This window comes from Mesorhizobium sp. M0664 (assembly GCF_040320565.1).
In the GTDB taxonomy this organism is placed as follows: domain Bacteria; phylum Pseudomonadota; class Alphaproteobacteria; order Rhizobiales; family Rhizobiaceae; genus Mesorhizobium.
On record NZ_JAMYPW010000018.1, the window covers coordinates 50,109 to 66,254 of the forward strand.

Here is a 16,146-nt window from a genome sequence, read left to right on the forward strand (position 1 = left end):
TTGGCACGCAATGAAACCGAAAATCTTCATCGACGGCGAGCACGGCACCACCGGTCTGCAGATAAGGGCGCTGCTTGCCGAGCGCGGCGACCTGGAAATCATCTCCATCCCGACCGAGCGCCGCAAGGAAACGGCAGCGCGCGCCGAGTTCCTCAATGCCGCCGATGTCGCGATTCTCTGCCTACCGGACGCGGCCGCCAAGGAAAGCGTTTCGCTGATCGCCAATGACACCACCAAAGTGATCGACGCCTCGACGGCGCATCGTGTCGCCGATGGGTGGGAATATGGTTTCGCCGAAATGGACAAGGACCAGGCGAAGAAGATCGCTTCGGCGAAGCGCGTCGCCAATCCTGGCTGCTGGCCGCAAGGACCAATCGCGACGCTGCGGCCGCTGGTTGCGGCGGGGCTGCTGCCGGCCGATTTTCCGGTCACCGTCAACGGCATTTCCGGCTATTCCGGCGGCGGCCGGCCGATGATCGAGGATTATGTCGCCAAGGGCGAGGATGCGCCGGAATTCCTGCCCTACGGACTGACGCTGCAGCACAAGCACGTGCCGGAACTCAGGACCTATGCCAGGCTTTCGCACGATCCGATCATGCAGCCGGCAGTCGGCAATTTCGCGCAAGGCATGATCACGGTGGTGCCGCTGCAACTCGGCGGCCTCGACCATGTGCCCAGCGGTGCCGAGCTTCACGCGGCGATCGCCGATCATTTCGCTTCCATCGATGGCGGCGTGGTCGAGGTAGCGCCGTATCTGCATCAGGAACGCATGCCCGACATCGATCCGGAGATCTACAACGGCACCAACCGGATGAAGCTCTATGTCTTTGCCAATGATAACAGGGCGCAGGCGCTGCTGCTTGCCGTCTACGACAATCTCGGCAAGGGCGCCTCGGGCGCTGCCGTGCAGAACATGGATCTGATGCTCGGCCTCTGAATGGATGCGCCAGCATTTCCGAAGCGCTGGAAGGTCGGCGCGCCCGAACTCATCGCCGAAACGTTCAGCAGCCGCATCTGGAAGGTTGCTCGCGAAGACGGCTCACCGGCAATCGTCAAGGATCTAAAGCCTTTCGACGATGTCGAGGACGAGTTGCGCGGCGAGCATTTCCTCGCCTGGCGACGCGGCGAAGGCGCGGTGCGGCTGCTGGGCCGCGATGGCCAGTGCATGCTGCTCGAATATGCTGGCGACAGGATGCTGTCACACCATCTTGCCGAACACGGCGACAATGCCGCCACCGCGATCGCGGCGGAGGTGATGGCCAAGCTGTTCTCGCCGTCGAAGCACCCTGCCCCGCCGGACCTTCAGCCGTTGCGGATCCGGTTTTCCAGCCTGTTCAAAAAGGCGAAGGCTGATCGCGCCGCCGGCGAAAAGAGCCTGTATGTCGAAGCTGCCGAAATCGCGGAACGGCTGTTGTCCAATCCGCACGACGTACGGCCGCTGCATGGCGACCTGCATCACGACAACATCATGCACGGTCCGCGCGGCTGGCTGGCGATCGATCCGAAGGGCGTTCTCGGCGACCCCGGCTTCGATGCCGCCAATGTGTTCTACAACCCACTCGACCGAGACGATCTTTGCACCGATCCGCGGCGGATCGCGCATATGGCGCATGTCTTTGCAGCAACGCTCGGCCAGTCGCCGCCCGCGATACTGGACCACGCCATCGCCTATGGCTGCCTGTCGGCTGCATGGCACCATGAAGATCGCAATGCGGTCGACGAAAACCGCGAACTGGCGATTGCCGCGGCAATCCGGCGGGTGCGGCTCAGCCTCTGAGAGCGATCTCGTGGGGCAGCGGGTAAGCGCCCTTGGTACCGCGCCAATGCGCGGCGGCGAAGCCCAGCAGAAACAGCGCGAATGCCTGATGCGTCAGGGCCATGTGCAGAGGCACCTGCATCAATAGCGTGCCGATGCCGATCGACGCCTGCACCGCGACAATCAGGAACAGCAGCGTCGCGCGCCGGGCATGCGTCGTGCCCGGCAGGCGCCGGCGTGTCGCAATCATGTGCCAGAGCGCGACCGCGAAGATCGTGTAGGCGCCGACCCGGTGGACGAATTGCACCGTCTTCGGGTTTTCGAAGAAATTGCGCCATGCCGGCTCGAGCAGCAGCAGGTCGCCGGGAACCAGCTTACCGTCCATCAGCGGCCAGGTGTTGTAGCTCAAGCCGGCATCTAGCCCTGCGACCAGCCCGCCGAGATAGATCTGGACCAGCGCCAGCAGCACCAGAAAGCCGGCCAGACGTTGCGTCGAGCTGTCGGCGGCAGGTTCCGAGTGCGGCGCCAGCCCACGCGCGACCACCATGGTCGCCGTGAAGATCAGCGCCGCCAGCGTCAGATGCGTCGCCAGCCGATATTGGCTGACCGAAACCCGGTCAACCAACCCGGACGCCACCATCCACCAGCCTATCGCGCCCTGCAGAGCGCCGAGAAGGAGGATGCCCGACAACTTCGTGCCGAGGCCCCGCTCGATGCGGCGCGTCGCCCAGAAGAACAGCAGCGGCAGGGCGAAGACCACGCCGACACTACGCGCCAGGATGCGGTGCACCCATTCCCACCAGAAGATCGATTTGAACGCCTCGATGCTCATGCCGTTGTTGAGTTCGGCATATTGCGGGGTCTGCTGGTAGCGCAGGAACTCCTCCTGCCACTCGGCATCATTGAGCGGCGGGATGACGCCGTGTATCGGCTGCCATTCGGTGATCGACAGGCCGGAATTGGTGAGCCTTGTAGCGCCGCCGACCAGTACCAGCGCAAACAGCACCAGGAGCACGACATAGAGCCAACCGCGTACCAGCGCGCGGTTGCGAAGGTCGCGATCGCGGGCGGCGAAAGGCGCGGCATCGGATATGGCAGCAGCCATGGATTTGTCCCGGCAGTTGAAGTCGCGGATTGGTGAACCATCGCAACCCGGCTTGCAAGACCGGACAGCGCGGCACGCCGTCGCGCCGTTTCTGGCGGGTTGCGCGTATTGGCTGTTCGGCCTAAGCGATAGCGATCAACGAGATCGCGCCATGCCCATTCGCCTGAAAAAGCTGATCGGAAGCTTCCTGCTGGTAGTGCTGGTCATTGTCTATGCGCTGGTCGCCTCGATCGTGGCGGTCGCCCAATTGTCGCAGTCCGGGCCGCTGGCGCACTTCATCTTCTTCCTGCTCAGCGGGCTTTTGTGGGTGCTGCCGGCGATGGGCATCATCAAATGGCTGATCCTGGAGCCGCGGCCGAAGGGGCGAGGCAACAGTTAGATCGTCACCACCGTCTTGCCGGCATTGGCCAGCGGCGTCGTCACGCCCGACAACATTGTTCGGATGTGGGCGACGCTCTGATAGCGGCCATTGACCGAAATGCGCGGCAGGGCGTGCAGGAAGCCGGCATGCTCGGCGCGGAGTATGCCGTGGCGGGTCGTCACCGCCGAGGCGTAGCCGGCATCGCGGGCTAGGCCTACTTCGCGGCGGCCGACGGCACTGGCATAACCGTAGGGATAGGCGAAATGGCGCGGTTCCTCGCCGAGTTTGGCCTGCAATATGCGCTTGACGTCGCCGATCTCATGTCGCGCATCGCTCTCGGAAAGCCGCTTCAGATTGCAGTGATTGACGCTATGTGCGCCGATCGCCACCAGCGGGTGCCCGGCCATGGTGCGGATCTCGTCCCAGTTCATCAGCGTGCTCGGGCGCGGACCACCCAACTCGATGCCGTTCGAGCGCGCCAGATCCCGCAACACCGCACGCTGGTCCTGCTCGCGCACCTTCAGCGTCAGATGAGCGTGCAGGCGCGCATTGGCCTGGACCTTTTTTCCCGGACTCGAGCAGTCGATTGTCACCGGGCCATCCGGCGTCGTCAGCGTCAGGCGATCGCGCGCATTGACGATGTCCTCGACCACGTCCCACCACAAATCGGCAGCGCCGTCGATCAGCCCCGGCGCGACGTAGATGGTGATCGGCGCGCCGTGCTTCTCCAGCACCGGCAGCGCCTCGGTCATGTTGTCTCGATAGGCGTCGTCGGCGGTGATCGTCGCAAACTGGCCGTCCTTGTCGCCGGCCTTGATGCGCTCGATCGCCTCGTCAAGCGTGACGAAACTGTAGCCGTTCGCCTTCATGTCGGCGATCACGGTGTCGAGAAACCCCGGCGCGATGTTCAAATGGCGGTTGACGCCGTTCGGCTTCTCCGGTGTCGCGGTTACCCGATGCAGCATCAGGATGGCGCCAAGGCCGCCGATAAACGGCTTGGCCAGCGGCGCGAGACCGGAATAGCGGGCGAGATTGAGCGCCAGTTTGCGGATTGCCTCGCCCCCGTCGATCATTCATTCACCTTTTGCGCCTAAGCTCATCAAGCATGGAATGCGCCTGCGCGGACCCCCAATCGCGACGAATACGCCCCAAGGATTGAGGTATGGTTGACGCCACCGCGTCATTTGACGGCAATCGGCTGGCAAGCAGCGAGGCGTCGCCGTATGCCTTGCCGGCCGGCAAAGCCGGCCTGTCAACCTCGGTCGCCGATAGTGCGGCGTTGGCGGCGTACGCAGAATTCTGCCATTCGGCGCTTTTTGCCCCTGCGCAAAGCGCCGGCTGGATCCTGAACTGGGCCGCACATACCGGCGCCGACGTTGTCGTTGCGACGCTGCGCGCCGAGGACAGGCCGATTTTCTCACTGGCGCTGGAGGTCACTCGCAGTGGAGCGTTCCGCGTCGCCCGGTTCATGGGCGGCCGCCATGCAAACGGCAATTTTGCCGCCGCCGACCCGCAATGGCTGGCGAATGCCGATAGCGCGGCGATCCGCTCGATGCTGGCGGCGATTGCCAAGGCGCGGCGCGACATCGATCTTGTCGCGCTGGAGCGGCTGCTGCCCGATCTCGACGGCGTTGCCAACCCGCTCTCCGCCTTGCCGCATTTTTCGAGCCCCAATCTGTCGCTGGCTGCCGGTCTTGTGGGAGGATTTGACGCACTGCTCACCCGCGTGAGCGGCAAGCGCAGGCGCAAGAAGCATCGCTCGCAGGCGCGCAAGTTCGAGGCCGTTGGCAGCTATCGTCGCATCGAGGCGAGGACTGCGGACGAGGTGCACATGCTGCTCGATGCCTTTTTTGAGATGAAGGAATCCCGCTTCCGCAAGATGGGCATCGCCAATGTTTTCGGTGAGGCGGAGGTGCGCGCTTTTTTCCGCTCGCTGTTTGCCGACGCGCTTCAAGAGGAAGATCCGTCCTTCGTCCTGCATGGGCTGGAAGTCGCCGGCAAACTTCGTGCAGTCACCGGGTCGAGCCGCTCGGGCAAGCGGCTGATCTGCGAGTTCGGGGCGATTGCCGAGGACGACCTCGCACACACCAGCCCGGGCGACTTCCTGTTCTTCGAGAACATCCAGGAAGCCTGCGAGGCGGGTTTCGAAATCTATGATTTCTCGGTCGGCGACGAACCCTACAAGCGATTGTGGTGCGATGTCGAAACGCAGCATTTCGAGGTGCTGGTTCCGCTGACGCTGAAAGGTCGTGCGCTGGCGCTTGCGCTCAGGCACGGCGCAAGCCTGAAGGCATTCATCAAGCACAGCCCATTGGTCTGGAAGCTAACCAAGCTACTGCGCCGCAAAGCCGTGGGGCGGACAGCACCGGCCGCAGGCGAAGACGACAGCTGATTTCGATTTGAGAGAAAACTGCCTCAGGCGGCCGAGCGCCGTCCCGGCATTGGGCCCGGCGCCACATGGCCGATGGGCGTGACCAGCGTCAGGTCGGGATAGCCACTCTCGATGAGCGCGACCGCAGCCTGTGTCACCTCGTCGTCCGGCTCAAGCATGGAGAGCAAGACCTCGGTCCCCTCGCCCACCAGGCGGCTGATGCCTTGCGCGTCGGCCGGTCCGCATTCGACCACGACCAAATCATACGCGGTGGTCAGCGACTGCATGATGATCGGCAGCCGGTCGGCGGCGCGCATGGCGCGGACCGGATCGGCTGTGCCGACGGGAATAACGTGGCAGTCCGAATAGAGATCGGGGTGGATCACATCGCTGAACTGCGCTTGCGAGGCGAGCAGATCGGTGATGCCCGGAAACAGCCCGCTGTCCAGCATCGGCCGCGAGGCGGCACCCGAAGCGGTGAGATCAAGCAGCAGCACGCGTAGCCCGGCGTCGGAGACTGCGCGCGCCACCAACACCGCCGAGGCAGCCGCCTCGTCGCCTTCCGGCGACACGAATATGGCGCGGGCGGCACCGGTGGCGATCAGTTTTTCCGCGGCCTTGTCGATGTCGACCTCGCCGAGGATAGAACGTGCCGGTTCAATGTCTCCAGCTGCCATTTCAGAGTACTCCGGTTCGATTTTCTCGGCAGCCGCTTCCGCCACCGCGACGGGTTCCGGCTCCACTTTGCTTTCAATGATATTGTCGTCGTCGGCCTCATCGATCTCAACGACTGCCGGTTCGGACCGGCCAACCGACGGGTCGGGCTCGGCCATCACGCGTTCGGCCTGGACAGCCGGCATCGCAACCTGCTCGATGCGCTCGAAATGGGCACCGGCGGCCGGACGCATGGCGCGGCCGGAAAACAGTTCCTGCAGCAGCGTGACGATCGCCATGATGAGCAACGAGCCGACAAAGGCCGCACTGACAATCGGACCAATCTTGGGGAAATAAGGTTCGGCCGGCACCTGGGCCTCCGAAAATACGCGAGCGTCGACGGGCAGATAGTTGCGATCCTTGCGTGCGGCCGCCTGGAGATAGCTGGATGAATAGAGATCGAGCTGCTGACGCTTGGTCGCGGCATCACGCTGCAGCGCATCGAGTTCCACCTGCTCTTCGCCGGCGCGGGCGGACGCCGCCTTCAGCGTGTTGACGTCTGCCACGAGTTGAGCCTCTCGCGCCTTCGCCGTCTCGGCCTGCGCCATCAGGCCTTTCATGATCTTTTCCGCTTCGTTGCGGATCTGGCGGTCGAGATCCGCGAGCTGCGACTTCAGCGCGCGGATGCGCGGATGGTTGTCGAGCAAAGTGGTGGAAAGGTCGGCGATGTTGTTCTTGAGTTCGACTTGCCGCTCGCGCAGGCGCTGGATCAGTTCGGAAGACAACACCTCCGGAACGGCATCCAGCGAGCCGCCATTGCGCAACGCCATGCGCACGCTGTCAGCGGTCGCTTCCGCCGAAGCGCGATTGGCGCGCACGCGTGACAGTTCGCTCGACAATTCGGACAGCTGCTGGGTGGCAAGCACCGAATTGTTGCCGCCCATCAAAAGATCGGACTGCGCACGGAATGCGGCAACCTTGGCTTCCGCCTCCTTCACCCGGTTCTGCAGATCCGCGATTTCCGGCGCCAGAAAGTCGGTGGCGGCGGAATTCGATTCGAGCTTGGCATTGCCCTTGGAGGCGATATAGGCGTTTGCAATGGCGTTCGGGATCGCGGCGGCAAGCTTTGGATCCTCTGACGAGAACTCGATTGCGATCGCGCGGGTTTTTTCAACGCCATAGACGTTGAGCTTCTCATGCATTGCGTCCAGCACGCGCTCTTCCAGCGGAATCTCGAACGGATCGCTTTTCAAGCCAACAAGGACAAGGGCGCGGCTCAGCGCCGACATCTTCAGCGCCTCGTCGAATTCGGGCAATTTCGCCAGGTTGAGCTTCGCCGCCACCTGCTTGAGGATGTCGGGGGACGAGATGATCTGGACCTCGGTGGCCACAGCCTCTTCGTCGGGAATCGACCGCTCGTTGCCGTTGGCCCCGGCTGGCCGCGTGAACTCCGATTCTCGAGGCCCGATCTCCAGCTTGGCTGCCGCCTTGTATTCGGGCGTTGCAAGCCAGGCGAGCGCAAAGGCCAGGCCGGCTACAACCAGTGCGACGACAAGGATGCGCAACCAGTTTCGCGCCAGGCTGGCGAAAAGCTGCCTGAGATCGACGTCGACATCTGCGGCCGCGGATTGAACGGACATGCATCCCTGCTCCGGTACTGAGTCAGCATGCACCGTAAACAACTATGGTAACTCAGCCGTTAATATCGCGGTAAGAACCTGTCAGGCTCTATTAACAAGCCGCAAACAAGAGGCTGAAAACCATCTGCATTTGTCGATCCGGCCCGCATCGGCCGCGCGCCTTTACCGGCCATTAACCCTAACAGGATGATAACCGAGCTCGATCGTTAAGGTTTGCCGCAGAGTCGCCGGCTATTCAAAGGTACGTGTCCGCTCATGAAAAGCACTGCTCCCCTTTTCCGCGCGCTGCTTGCCGTATCGATGCTTTCGGGCTGCTCCAGCTACCGGCCGACGCCGGCCGCGTTCCATGAAGTTCTCGACCAGCCCTATCGCCTCGGCGCCGGCGACCGCGTCCGCGTAACCGTGTTCGAGCAGGAAGGACTGACCAATACCTACAGCGTCGACCAGTCCGGCTATCTCTCGCTGCCGCTCGTCGGCAACGTGCCGGCGCGCGGCCACACCGCCCAACAGCTTGAAAGGGAGATCGCCGAGAAACTGCGCCAGGGTTATTTGCGGGATCCCGATGTTTCGGTCGAAATCGATCGCTACCGGCCGATCTTCGTCATGGGTGAAGTAGGTGCGGCGGGGCAGTATTCCTACGTTCCAGGCCTGACCGTGCAGAAAGCCGTCGCCATCGCCGGCGGGTTCACGCCACGCGCCAACCAGGAAAGCGTCGACATTACCCGCGACATCAACGGCAAGGTGATAACCGGACGCGTGGTGACCTCCGACCCGCTGCTGCCCGGCGATACAGTCTATGTTCGCGAACGCCTGTTTTGATGTGCTGACAAAGTGGCGGACACACTCAGGATCGTCCACTGCTTTCGCTCACCGGTCGGAGGCATCTTCCGGCATGTGCGCGACCTGACCGAGGCTCAGGTCGCCGCCGGCCATGCCGTCGGCATCGTCTGCGATTCGACGACGGGCGGCGATTTCGAGGAACGGCTGTTCGAACAGATGAAAGGCAGCCTGGCACTCGGCATTCACCGCACCCCGATGCAGCGGCATGTCGGGCCAGGCGATCTCGCCTCGGCCCGGCGCACCTACAGGATCATAAAAGAATTGCGGCCGGACGTGCTGCACGGGCATGGCGCCAAAGGTGGCGCCTATGCCCGTCTGTTCGGCTCATTGTTGCGGGTATCCAGGTCGCGCGTAGCCCGCCTTTATTCGCCGCATGGCGGCTCGCTTCACTATGACGAGACCACCGCCATGGGGAAGTTGTTCTTCGCGCTCGAGCGCTTCATGGCTCGCTTCACCGATTGCCTGCTGTTTGTTTCCGATTATGAGCGGCGGACCTATCGCAGGAAGGTCGGCGAGCCGCCCATTCCGAACGCTCTCGTCCACAACGGCCTGCGCGCCGCCGAGTTCGAGCCGGTGCGGACCGAGCACAATGCGGTTGACCTCCTCTATATCGGCATGATGCGAGACCTCAAAGGCCCGGACATCTTCATCGATGCGCTGGGGCTAGCCGCGACACGGCTCGGCCGCCCTTTGAAAGCGCTGATGGTCGGCGACGGCGACGACCTGGCGCGCTATCGCGCCCAGGTGAATCAGCTCGGCCTCGAGGTCAGCTTCCTGACGCCGATGCCGGCCAGGCTCGCCTTCACGCTGGCCGAACTGGTCGTCGTTCCCTCGCGCGCGGAAGCCATGCCCTATATAGTTCTGGAAGCGCTCGCCGCCGGCAAGCCGATCATCGCGACGGCGGTCGGCGGCATACCGGAAATCTTCGACACCGGCTCACCTGTCCTGATCCGGCCCGACCCGCGCGAACTTGGCGACAAGATAAGCGCCGCATTGGCCGATCTCGACACCTACAAAGGCCTGATGCCCGGCCTCGCCGACCTCAAGGCACGCTTCGGCGCCGATGTAATGGCCGCCGAAATCGAAAAGGCCTATTTCGCCGCGCTCAAAAAATAGAGCAACGGGTTTCCACCGGGCTGCTCCTGGTGAAAGCGTCTCCAAAGCCATCCGTTGTTTCAAGGGTTTCTTAGCTCTCTTTTGCTATTCACCTGAGGGAAACCTGCGGACGACCCATGAACGAAATCGACCCAGCGCGCCGTTTTTCGCTAGACGCGGTGCGCAAATTCGACGCCCCTGCCGAGAACAATACGGCCGGCGGCATGAACGATGTTGCCCGCCAGGTCGCCTCGCAATACCGGCGCGATACGATGTCGCCGATCATGGTGAGCGGCGTCCTGCGCATGGTGGAATTCGCGCTGCTGTTGGTCTCAGGTCTTGCCGTCTATTTCTATTATGTCGGCTTTTTCAACTATCTTGCCTGGCAATACTCACTGACGATCGCCGCCACCTCGTTCCTCGCGGTCGTTCTGTTCGACGTCACCGACCGCTACCAGATCGTCGCGCTGATGCGGCCGATCGCCAATTTCGGCCGTCTCTTGCTGGTCTGGGCCGGAACATTCGCCTTGATGGCGCTCACCGCCTTCACCATGAAAATGTCCGAAGACTATTCGCGCCTGCTCTTCGGCACATGGTTCGTCGTCGGTTTCGTGCTGATCCTGGGTCTCCGACTGGTGATGTCGAAGCTGATCCGGCGCTGGGCGCGCGACGGGCGGATGGAGCGCCGCGCCGTCATCGTCGGCGGCGGCAAGGCGGCGGAGGTATTGATCCGCTCGGTCGAAAGGCAGCCCTACAACGACATCCGCATCTGCGGCATCTTCGACGACCGCGGCGACAAGCGGTCGCCGCCCGTTGTCGCCGGTTATCCCAAGCTCGGTACAATTTCCGAACTCATCGAATTTGCCCGCATCGCGCGCATCGACATGCTGATCGTATCGCTGCCGCTGACCGCCGAATCGCGCGTGCTGCAGTTATTGAAGAAGCTGTGGGTGCTGCCGGTCGACATCCGGCTATCGGCGCATTCGAACGCGCTGCAGTTCAGGCCGCGCGCCTATTCCTACATCGGCTCGGTGCCGATGCTCGATATTTTCGACAAGCCGATCAACGACTGGGATTCGGTCGCCAAGCGCGCCTTCGACATTGTCTTTTCGATCATCGGCATCATCGTGTTCTCGCCGGTGATGCTGGCGACCGCAATCGCGATCAAACTCGACAGCAAGGGGCCGGTGCTGTTCCATCAGAAGCGGCACGGCTTCAACAACGAGATCATCGACGTCTACAAGTTCCGTTCGATGTATACCGACAAGGCGGACCCGACGGCCAAACAGACCGTGACCAAGAACGATCCGCGCGTCACCCGCGTCGGCCGCTTCATCCGCAAGACCTCGGTCGACGAACTGCCGCAGTTCTTCAATTCGCTGTTCGGTTCGCTGTCGCTGGTCGGGCCGCGCCCGCACGCCATTGCCGCGCAGTCGCACAACCTCCTCTACAATGAAGTGGTCGACGGCTATTTCGCTCGCCACAAGGTCAAACCCGGTGTGACCGGCTGGGCGCAGATCAATGGCTGGCGCGGCGAGATGGACACCAACGAGAAGATTCGCATGCGGACGGAATACGACCTCTATTACATCGAGAACTGGTCGCTCTTGTTCGACCTCAGAATCCTGTTCCTGACGCCGATCCGCCTGCTCAATACGGAAAACGCGTATTGAGCGCGACGGCCTATGAATTGCCCGCGACGGCGGTCAACGCCAAGCTGATTGCATTGATTGCTTCGGGGGCGGTTTTCCTCGGTGTTTTCCTGTCGGGCTTCGTCATCGATGAACCGGCGCCATACGACCTCTATATGGTCGGGCTGATCGTGGTGTGGCCCTTGTTCGGCCTGCGCATACAACGCGCGGCGGTGCCGCTGCTGGTGCTGCTGGTGATCATGAACATCGGCGGCATGATCTCGATGACGCAGATGTCGGACCTCGCCGGCACGCCGCTCTATCTCGCCGTCTCGCTGTTCCTGGCCTTAACCGCGGTTTTTTTCGCTTCGGTAACGGCCGTCCGGCCCAGTCTCTACCGGGTGATCTTCGTCGCCTATGTGGTGTCGGCGGTGCTGACTTCGCTGGTCGGCATAGCCGGCTATTTCGATGCCTTTCCAGGAGCCGAGATCTTCACCAAATACGACCGTGCCGCCGGCGCCTTCCAGGACCCGAACGTGTTCGGTCCGTTCCTGGTGCTGCCGGGCATCTACCTGCTCTATCTGCTGCTTACCGGCTCGGTCGCGCGCATGCCTCTATTGGCTATGCCGCTGCTGATCATCACCGCCGGCATCTTCTTTTCCTTTTCGCGCGGCGCCTGGGGCATGTTCGCCGTTTCGGCGATCCTTTTGACCGGTGCCTTGTTCCTGCAGAGCGCCAGCGGCAAGTTCAGGCTGCGCGTCGTCGTCATGACCATCGCCGCCGTCGGACTGCTGGTCATCGCAACGATCGTCATCCTGCAACTGCCAGGAGTCGCCGAAATGTTCTCGAACCGCGCACAGCTCGAACAAAGCTACGACACCGCCCGGCTCGGCCGCTTCGCCCGCTATACGATCGGCTTTCAGATGGCACTGGAGCATCCTTTCGGCATCGGCCCGCTCGTCTTCGGCAAGATCTTCGGCGAGGACACGCACGACATCTGGCTGAAGATGCTGATGGATTACGGCTGGCTCGGCTTCGTGTCGTTCCTGACGCTGACGTGCTGGACGATCGCCGCCGGCTTCCGCATTCTGCTGCGCGACCGGCCGTGGCAGCCTTATCTTCTATGCGCCTACGTCGCCTTCATCGGCAATATCGGGCTCGGCACCTTCATCGACATCGACCACTGGCGCCACGTCTACCTGCTGCTCGGCTTGATCTGGGGTGCCATCGCGCTCGAATACCGCCACCAGTGGCAGCTGCGGGCGACGCAGCGACCGGCAATCCCCGTCGCGGTTGCTTCAGGCAAGACAGCAACCGAATTCGGTTGACCGGACCCGGTCTATCACGATACATCGCGACCGGTCCGGAGTGTAGCGCAGCCCGGTAGCGCACTTGACTGGGGGTCAAGGGGTCGTCGGTTCGAATCCGGCCACTCCGACCATCAAAATCCAAAGGCTTAGCCAGTTTTCCCCCAAAACTGGCTGTACAGACGATAGCCGCACTGCAGCAGCGCAACATACGCAGGCGTGATCTCATCGAGGGAACCGATCACGCATCACTCGTGCGCGAGGCACGGAGGCTGGCGTCTAGCCAGAAGCCCACCGAGAAACCGCGCGGTAATGGCTAGGTAAGCTTTGCTGCGTACGCCAACCTTTATCGTGAGAAAAGGTCCCGCCGCACATGCCAGAACGGCGGGACTCGATCAGGCGCCTTGCATCAGGCAGGGGTGACTCGGGGGTTGGGCATGCCCGGTGCGCGCGGATCGTACTGAACCCTAGGCGCATCAGCTGCAATGCGTCCACCAACCGTCGGTTGGAAAGAACTAATTCAATCCCGACGGCTGGCCTGGCCTGAACAGGCGCGCGCTCAAGGCTCAGTTTCTTCCCGGGGAGGAGCTTTTTGGTCAGGACAATCAGGATAGGGCAATTCTTCACACGGAGAGGGCCTGTCGCCAACGCTGCGATAATGTTCCGCGAGTTTTGCGAAACCGTAGGCGAAGGCGAAAAGAAGCGCGAGGACAACCGCTATTCGGACGGCCATACCGTATTGTAGCAGGATCCTCGCATTGGAGCGCGCGGCGTTTTGGTACGTTTGAATGTTGAGTTCGAAAAAGGTTGGCTCTAGTTGAATTGCCGTCGTCCGCAGTTGTAAGGGCGAGCGGACGCTACGAAGATGCCACGCGCTTTCGCCCTTTTCGGGAGAGATGCAATGTCGCTTCAAGGAGTTGCCTGTCCTGCCGAGCTGACCATGTTGACCAAGGCACTTGATGCCCGATGCCGTGAACTAGGCCTCGCTGATGGAGATCCAGGCAGAGAAGTGCTCGGCCGCAGAGTGATGGATTTATTTGAAAGTGGTCAGCTCAGCGCCGAAGATTTGAGACTGGCTCTGAGCGGCGAGATCTTTAACGCCAAAAATCCTCCGGCCGGAGCCAGTGGGCCTTGATACGGCAAGCGGCTATCCGCGCAGCCATTTGAATCACTGGCCCAGCGTCGGCTTCCGTGTGCGCAGGAGCGCGTGTGAACAAATGTGATTTTGCGGTCGGTGCCAGACGGGCTAACTTTACCCATCGAACGAAAGAGGAGAATGATCATGAAGACATTCCTCGCAATAGCCGCGGCACTGACCATGTCCATATCAGCTGCCTCTGCGGATTGCCCCGCGCATTCCAAGGTTCAGGCATCGGTCGACACGCAGACGAAGACAGCAAGCGTCGAGAAGGCCGATATGTCGACTGTCACGGACGCTCAGACGATCAAGAAAGAAGAGCCACAGAAGACCGAGTAGCGGTAACGCTCAGCGGATTCCACGACCCGGATAAATCGCAACTGGCACACATCCACCCACTCGGCGTCGACGAGTTCGGCCAGGCGTTGCGGGCTGAGCCGCACGGCGGCATTCGTCGCGCCTGCCGCCGGGACGACCTCGTCAAAGGCGCGCAGCGAGATGTCGCAGTAGACCGGGAGCGGCGCCGGTAGGCCGAACGGGCACACCCCACCGACGGGATGGTTGGTCGCGGCGAGCACCTGGTCGGCGTCCAGCATTCGCGCCTTGCCACCAAACCGGTCCTTGAATTTGCGATTGTCCAGCCTGGAGATCCCGCTGGCCACGATCAGCATCGTCTGGTCGCCGGCGCGCAAGCAGATCGTCTTGGCAATCTGCGCCGGCGCTACGCCATGCGCTTCGGCGGCCAGAGCCACCGTCGCCGAGCTTGCCTCCGTGACGATGACGTCAATGTCGGGCGCGTGTGCGGCGAAGAAGGCGCGAACGGATTCGAGGCTCATCTCCAGCAATTTCCGTCTGGCGTCGCCGTGGCGGCCGGCAAGTCCACTACGTGGCCGAAAAAACGAAGCCCGCCAGGGCGACCCATGGCGAGCTCGTGGAATAAAAGCATGACACGTCGCTACGACACGGATCGCCTTTTGGCAGGCAACACGGCTTCGTCAAACAGAGCGCTTTCCGGAAGTTGAAGCGCGGAGGCAATACGCCGACGTTTCGAGGGATCGGCATCCTTGCCGCTTTCAACGTCGGCAATCTCATAGGCTGCCAGCCCGCACGCCAGGGACAGCTCTTCGATGCTGTATCCACGGGCTTCCCGGGCGGTTCGGACGGCACTGCGTTCAGGCGTAACCGCGCTCGCCGCCAGTTCGGAATAAGGTTCGCGTTTTGCTATTTGGGGCATTGGCAACTCCGTGGGATGAAAGAGTTAGATCAAATCATGTTGTTGCCTGAGACGATCGGGAGAATGCCCGCTCGCCGGTGATTTGCCAAGCATCAAAGATAGCGTCACGGCATCGTGAACCGACGCCGGAATGGATGGCGGATGCCGGCGAGCTGACATCTGGCCGGATCCTCAGCAGACACAGTTCGGAAACAAAATTCTACAGGCCGGAGAAACTGCCGAAAAACTCCAAGGCGATAGTCCCAACCGCAGCGCTCGAGTCACCGACCTGAATCAGTGACGCTCAAATTCCGCCTGCGCAAAAAGGAAACGATGTCATGAAGAAGCCTCTTCTCTCCGCCCTTGGACTTGCAATCGCACTTGCCCTCTCGATGCCGATCATCGGCGCAAGCAGCGCGAATGCGACGACGATGCACACCACCGTCAAGAAGCATCACCGCCATCACTACCATCACCGCGTCCACCACTACCGCCACCATCACAAGAAGGTTGTCGCGAAGAAGTACTGAAAACACCCTCGGGCGAACAACCCGCAGTCAGGCGTTCTGGTCCTGGATCAAGGGCGGCGCGCTTGCCGGGTTTGCCGTGTCGGCGAAAAATGGCGGCGGTCCGCTGACCACCGCCATTTGCTTTTCTTAACGTGCCGACCTTGAACGCGCTCGCGGCGCGTTTTGCTGCCGGCCGCCGAGGAACAGACTGGCGACAAGCCCGACCAGAACCAGCCCGACAGCGGCCGCCGTCGCCGGGTGATCTCGGGCGGTCTTCTCGATCGCCCGGCCTTGCCTTCTGATTGCCGGCAAGGCGTTGCCGAGCCGCTCAGTGATATCCGAATAGTAATCCGACGCGGTATCGCGCCCGTCTTCGTAAAAGGCGCCGCCCTGCTTCAACACGGCTTTCTTCAAGGTGGCCAGTTCCCTGGCCAAGGCCGCGACCTGCTTGTTGAGATCGGTGTCGGAGATGCTCGAAAGCGATGCCATGACGTGCTTCCTTCATCTGCAGAAGGAAGCCTAACGC

17 protein-coding genes and 1 tRNA gene are annotated in these 16,146 nt (G+C 62.1%); 12 read left to right on the forward strand and 6 right to left on the reverse strand.

Features of this window, described 5'->3' with window-relative positions; genetic code table 11:
• Positions 1-10 precede the first annotated feature (10 nt).
• The gene (gene argC / locus NKI39_RS17810; RefSeq protein WP_352833308.1) at positions 11-937 is read left to right on the forward strand and encodes an N-acetyl-gamma-glutamyl-phosphate reductase; all 927 of its coding nucleotides are present in this window, start codon (positions 11-13) and stop codon (positions 935-937) included.
• Positions 938-1,777: an aminoglycoside phosphotransferase family protein gene (locus NKI39_RS17815; RefSeq protein WP_352833311.1), complete on the forward strand. Its 840-nt coding sequence runs from the start codon at positions 938-940 to the stop codon at positions 1,775-1,777.
• On the opposite strand, the gene NKI39_RS17820 is transcribed toward NKI39_RS17815, so the two are convergent.
• Positions 1,767-2,861 carry a COX15/CtaA family protein gene (locus NKI39_RS17820; RefSeq protein ID WP_352833314.1) on the reverse strand — a complete coding sequence of 365 codons (1,095 nt, stop codon included), beginning with the start codon at positions 2,859-2,861 and terminating at the stop codon, positions 1,767-1,769. The genes NKI39_RS17815 and NKI39_RS17820 overlap by 11 nt on opposite strands.
• A 151-nt stretch (positions 2,862-3,012) precedes the next feature.
• On the opposite strand from NKI39_RS17820, the gene NKI39_RS17825 reads away from it, so the two are divergent.
• Positions 3,013-3,240: a DUF2842 domain-containing protein gene (locus NKI39_RS17825; RefSeq protein WP_023674629.1), complete on the forward strand. Its 228-nt coding sequence runs from the start codon at positions 3,013-3,015 to the stop codon at positions 3,238-3,240.
• On the opposite strand, the gene NKI39_RS17830 is transcribed toward NKI39_RS17825, so the two are convergent.
• The gene (locus NKI39_RS17830) at positions 3,237-4,295 is read right to left on the reverse strand and encodes a polysaccharide deacetylase family protein (protein WP_352471988.1); all 1,059 of its coding nucleotides are present in this window, start codon (positions 4,293-4,295) and stop codon (positions 3,237-3,239) included. The genes NKI39_RS17825 and NKI39_RS17830 overlap by 4 nt on opposite strands.
• 89 nt (positions 4,296-4,384) lie before the next feature.
• On the opposite strand from NKI39_RS17830, the gene NKI39_RS17835 reads away from it, so the two are divergent.
• Complete coding sequence (locus tag NKI39_RS17835) at positions 4,385-5,614, forward strand: GNAT family N-acetyltransferase (protein WP_352833316.1); 1,230 nt, start codon at positions 4,385-4,387, stop codon at positions 5,612-5,614.
• A 23-nt stretch (positions 5,615-5,637) separates the two neighbouring features.
• On the opposite strand, the gene NKI39_RS17840 is transcribed toward NKI39_RS17835, so the two are convergent.
• Positions 5,638-7,887, reverse strand: a complete 2,250-nt coding sequence (locus tag NKI39_RS17840; protein ID WP_352833319.1) for a GumC family protein — start codon at positions 7,885-7,887, stop codon at positions 5,638-5,640.
• Positions 7,888-8,142: 255 nt separating this feature from the next.
• Between NKI39_RS17840 and NKI39_RS17845 the strand changes: the two genes are divergently transcribed.
• From NKI39_RS17845 to NKI39_RS17875, 7 genes are all read left to right on the forward strand, one after another.
• On the forward strand, positions 8,143-8,706 hold the full coding sequence (locus NKI39_RS17845) for a polysaccharide biosynthesis/export family protein (RefSeq protein WP_352471991.1): 564 nt from the start codon (positions 8,143-8,145) through the stop codon (positions 8,704-8,706).
• A gap of 12 nt (positions 8,707-8,718) precedes the next feature.
• Positions 8,719-9,843 carry a glycosyltransferase family 4 protein gene (locus NKI39_RS17850; protein WP_352833322.1) on the forward strand — a complete coding sequence of 375 codons (1,125 nt, stop codon included), beginning with the start codon at positions 8,719-8,721 and terminating at the stop codon, positions 9,841-9,843.
• Between the two features lie 116 nt (positions 9,844-9,959).
• Positions 9,960-11,495, forward strand: a complete 1,536-nt coding sequence (locus NKI39_RS17855) for an undecaprenyl-phosphate glucose phosphotransferase (RefSeq protein ID WP_352770039.1) — start codon at positions 9,960-9,962, stop codon at positions 11,493-11,495.
• Complete coding sequence (locus tag NKI39_RS17860) at positions 11,492-12,781, forward strand: O-antigen ligase family protein (RefSeq protein WP_352833325.1); 1,290 nt, start codon at positions 11,492-11,494, stop codon at positions 12,779-12,781. Before NKI39_RS17855 ends, NKI39_RS17860 begins: the two co-directional genes overlap by 4 nt.
• Positions 12,782-12,817: 36 nt before the next feature.
• A tRNA-Pro gene (locus NKI39_RS17865) sits at positions 12,818-12,894 on the forward strand.
• 767 nt (positions 12,895-13,661) lie between these two features.
• Positions 13,662-13,895, forward strand: coding sequence for a hypothetical protein (locus tag NKI39_RS17870; protein WP_352471996.1), 234 nt, complete (start codon positions 13,662-13,664; stop codon positions 13,893-13,895).
• Positions 13,896-14,042: 147 nt separating this feature from the next.
• Positions 14,043-14,237 (forward strand): hypothetical protein, encoded by a 195-nt coding sequence (locus tag NKI39_RS17875; protein WP_023674517.1) that lies wholly within the window; start codon positions 14,043-14,045, stop codon positions 14,235-14,237.
• Here NKI39_RS17875 and NKI39_RS17880 read toward each other — a convergent pair.
• A complete protein-coding gene (locus NKI39_RS17880) occupies positions 14,198-14,734 on the reverse strand; it encodes a YbaK/EbsC family protein (protein ID WP_352833328.1) in 537 nt (178 codons plus the stop codon). The two genes, NKI39_RS17875 and NKI39_RS17880, sit on opposite strands and share 40 nt — an antisense overlap.
• A 119-nt stretch (positions 14,735-14,853) precedes the next feature.
• Entirely contained in the window at positions 14,854-15,132 is a 279-nt protein-coding gene (locus NKI39_RS17885) for a helix-turn-helix domain-containing protein (RefSeq protein WP_352471998.1), read from the reverse strand.
• A 317-nt stretch (positions 15,133-15,449) separates the two neighbouring features.
• Between NKI39_RS17885 and NKI39_RS17890 the strand changes: the two genes are divergently transcribed.
• Entirely contained in the window at positions 15,450-15,641 is a 192-nt protein-coding gene (locus NKI39_RS17890; protein ID WP_023674514.1) for a hypothetical protein, read from the forward strand.
• A 126-nt stretch (positions 15,642-15,767) separates the two neighbouring features.
• On the opposite strand, the gene NKI39_RS17895 is transcribed toward NKI39_RS17890, so the two are convergent.
• Positions 15,768-16,109: a hypothetical protein gene (locus tag NKI39_RS17895; RefSeq protein WP_352501526.1), complete on the reverse strand. Its 342-nt coding sequence runs from the start codon at positions 16,107-16,109 to the stop codon at positions 15,768-15,770.
• Between the last annotated feature and the right edge of the window lie 37 nt (positions 16,110-16,146).

Bases quoted from the DNA above. Each gene is read 5' to 3' on its own strand.
- argC (WP_352833308.1), top strand. From the start codon at position 11: ATGAAACCGAAAATCTTCATCGACGGCGAGCACGGCACCACCGGTCTG.
- NKI39_RS17815 (WP_352833311.1), top strand. From the start codon at position 938: ATGGATGCGCCAGCATTTCCGAAGCGCTGGAAGGTCGGCGCGCCCGAA.
- NKI39_RS17820 (WP_352833314.1), bottom strand. From the start codon at position 2,861: ATGGCTGCTGCCATATCCGATGCCGCGCCTTTCGCCGCCCGCGATCGC.
- NKI39_RS17825 (WP_023674629.1), top strand. From the start codon at position 3,013: ATGCCCATTCGCCTGAAAAAGCTGATCGGAAGCTTCCTGCTGGTAGTG.
- NKI39_RS17830 (WP_352471988.1), bottom strand. From the start codon at position 4,295: ATGATCGACGGGGGCGAGGCAATCCGCAAACTGGCGCTCAATCTCGCC.
- NKI39_RS17835 (WP_352833316.1), top strand. From the start codon at position 4,385: ATGGTTGACGCCACCGCGTCATTTGACGGCAATCGGCTGGCAAGCAGC.
- NKI39_RS17840 (WP_352833319.1), bottom strand. From the start codon at position 7,887: ATGTCCGTTCAATCCGCGGCCGCAGATGTCGACGTCGATCTCAGGCAG.
- NKI39_RS17845 (WP_352471991.1), top strand. From the start codon at position 8,143: ATGAAAAGCACTGCTCCCCTTTTCCGCGCGCTGCTTGCCGTATCGATG.
- NKI39_RS17855 (WP_352770039.1), top strand. From the start codon at position 9,960: ATGAACGAAATCGACCCAGCGCGCCGTTTTTCGCTAGACGCGGTGCGC.
- NKI39_RS17870 (WP_352471996.1), top strand. From the start codon at position 13,662: ATGTCGCTTCAAGGAGTTGCCTGTCCTGCCGAGCTGACCATGTTGACC.
- NKI39_RS17875 (WP_023674517.1), top strand. From the start codon at position 14,043: ATGAAGACATTCCTCGCAATAGCCGCGGCACTGACCATGTCCATATCA.
- NKI39_RS17880 (WP_352833328.1), bottom strand. From the start codon at position 14,734: ATGAGCCTCGAATCCGTTCGCGCCTTCTTCGCCGCACACGCGCCCGAC.
- NKI39_RS17885 (WP_352471998.1), bottom strand. From the start codon at position 15,132: ATGCCCCAAATAGCAAAACGCGAACCTTATTCCGAACTGGCGGCGAGC.
- NKI39_RS17890 (WP_023674514.1), top strand. From the start codon at position 15,450: ATGAAGAAGCCTCTTCTCTCCGCCCTTGGACTTGCAATCGCACTTGCC.
- NKI39_RS17895 (WP_352501526.1), bottom strand. From the start codon at position 16,109: ATGGCATCGCTTTCGAGCATCTCCGACACCGATCTCAACAAGCAGGTC.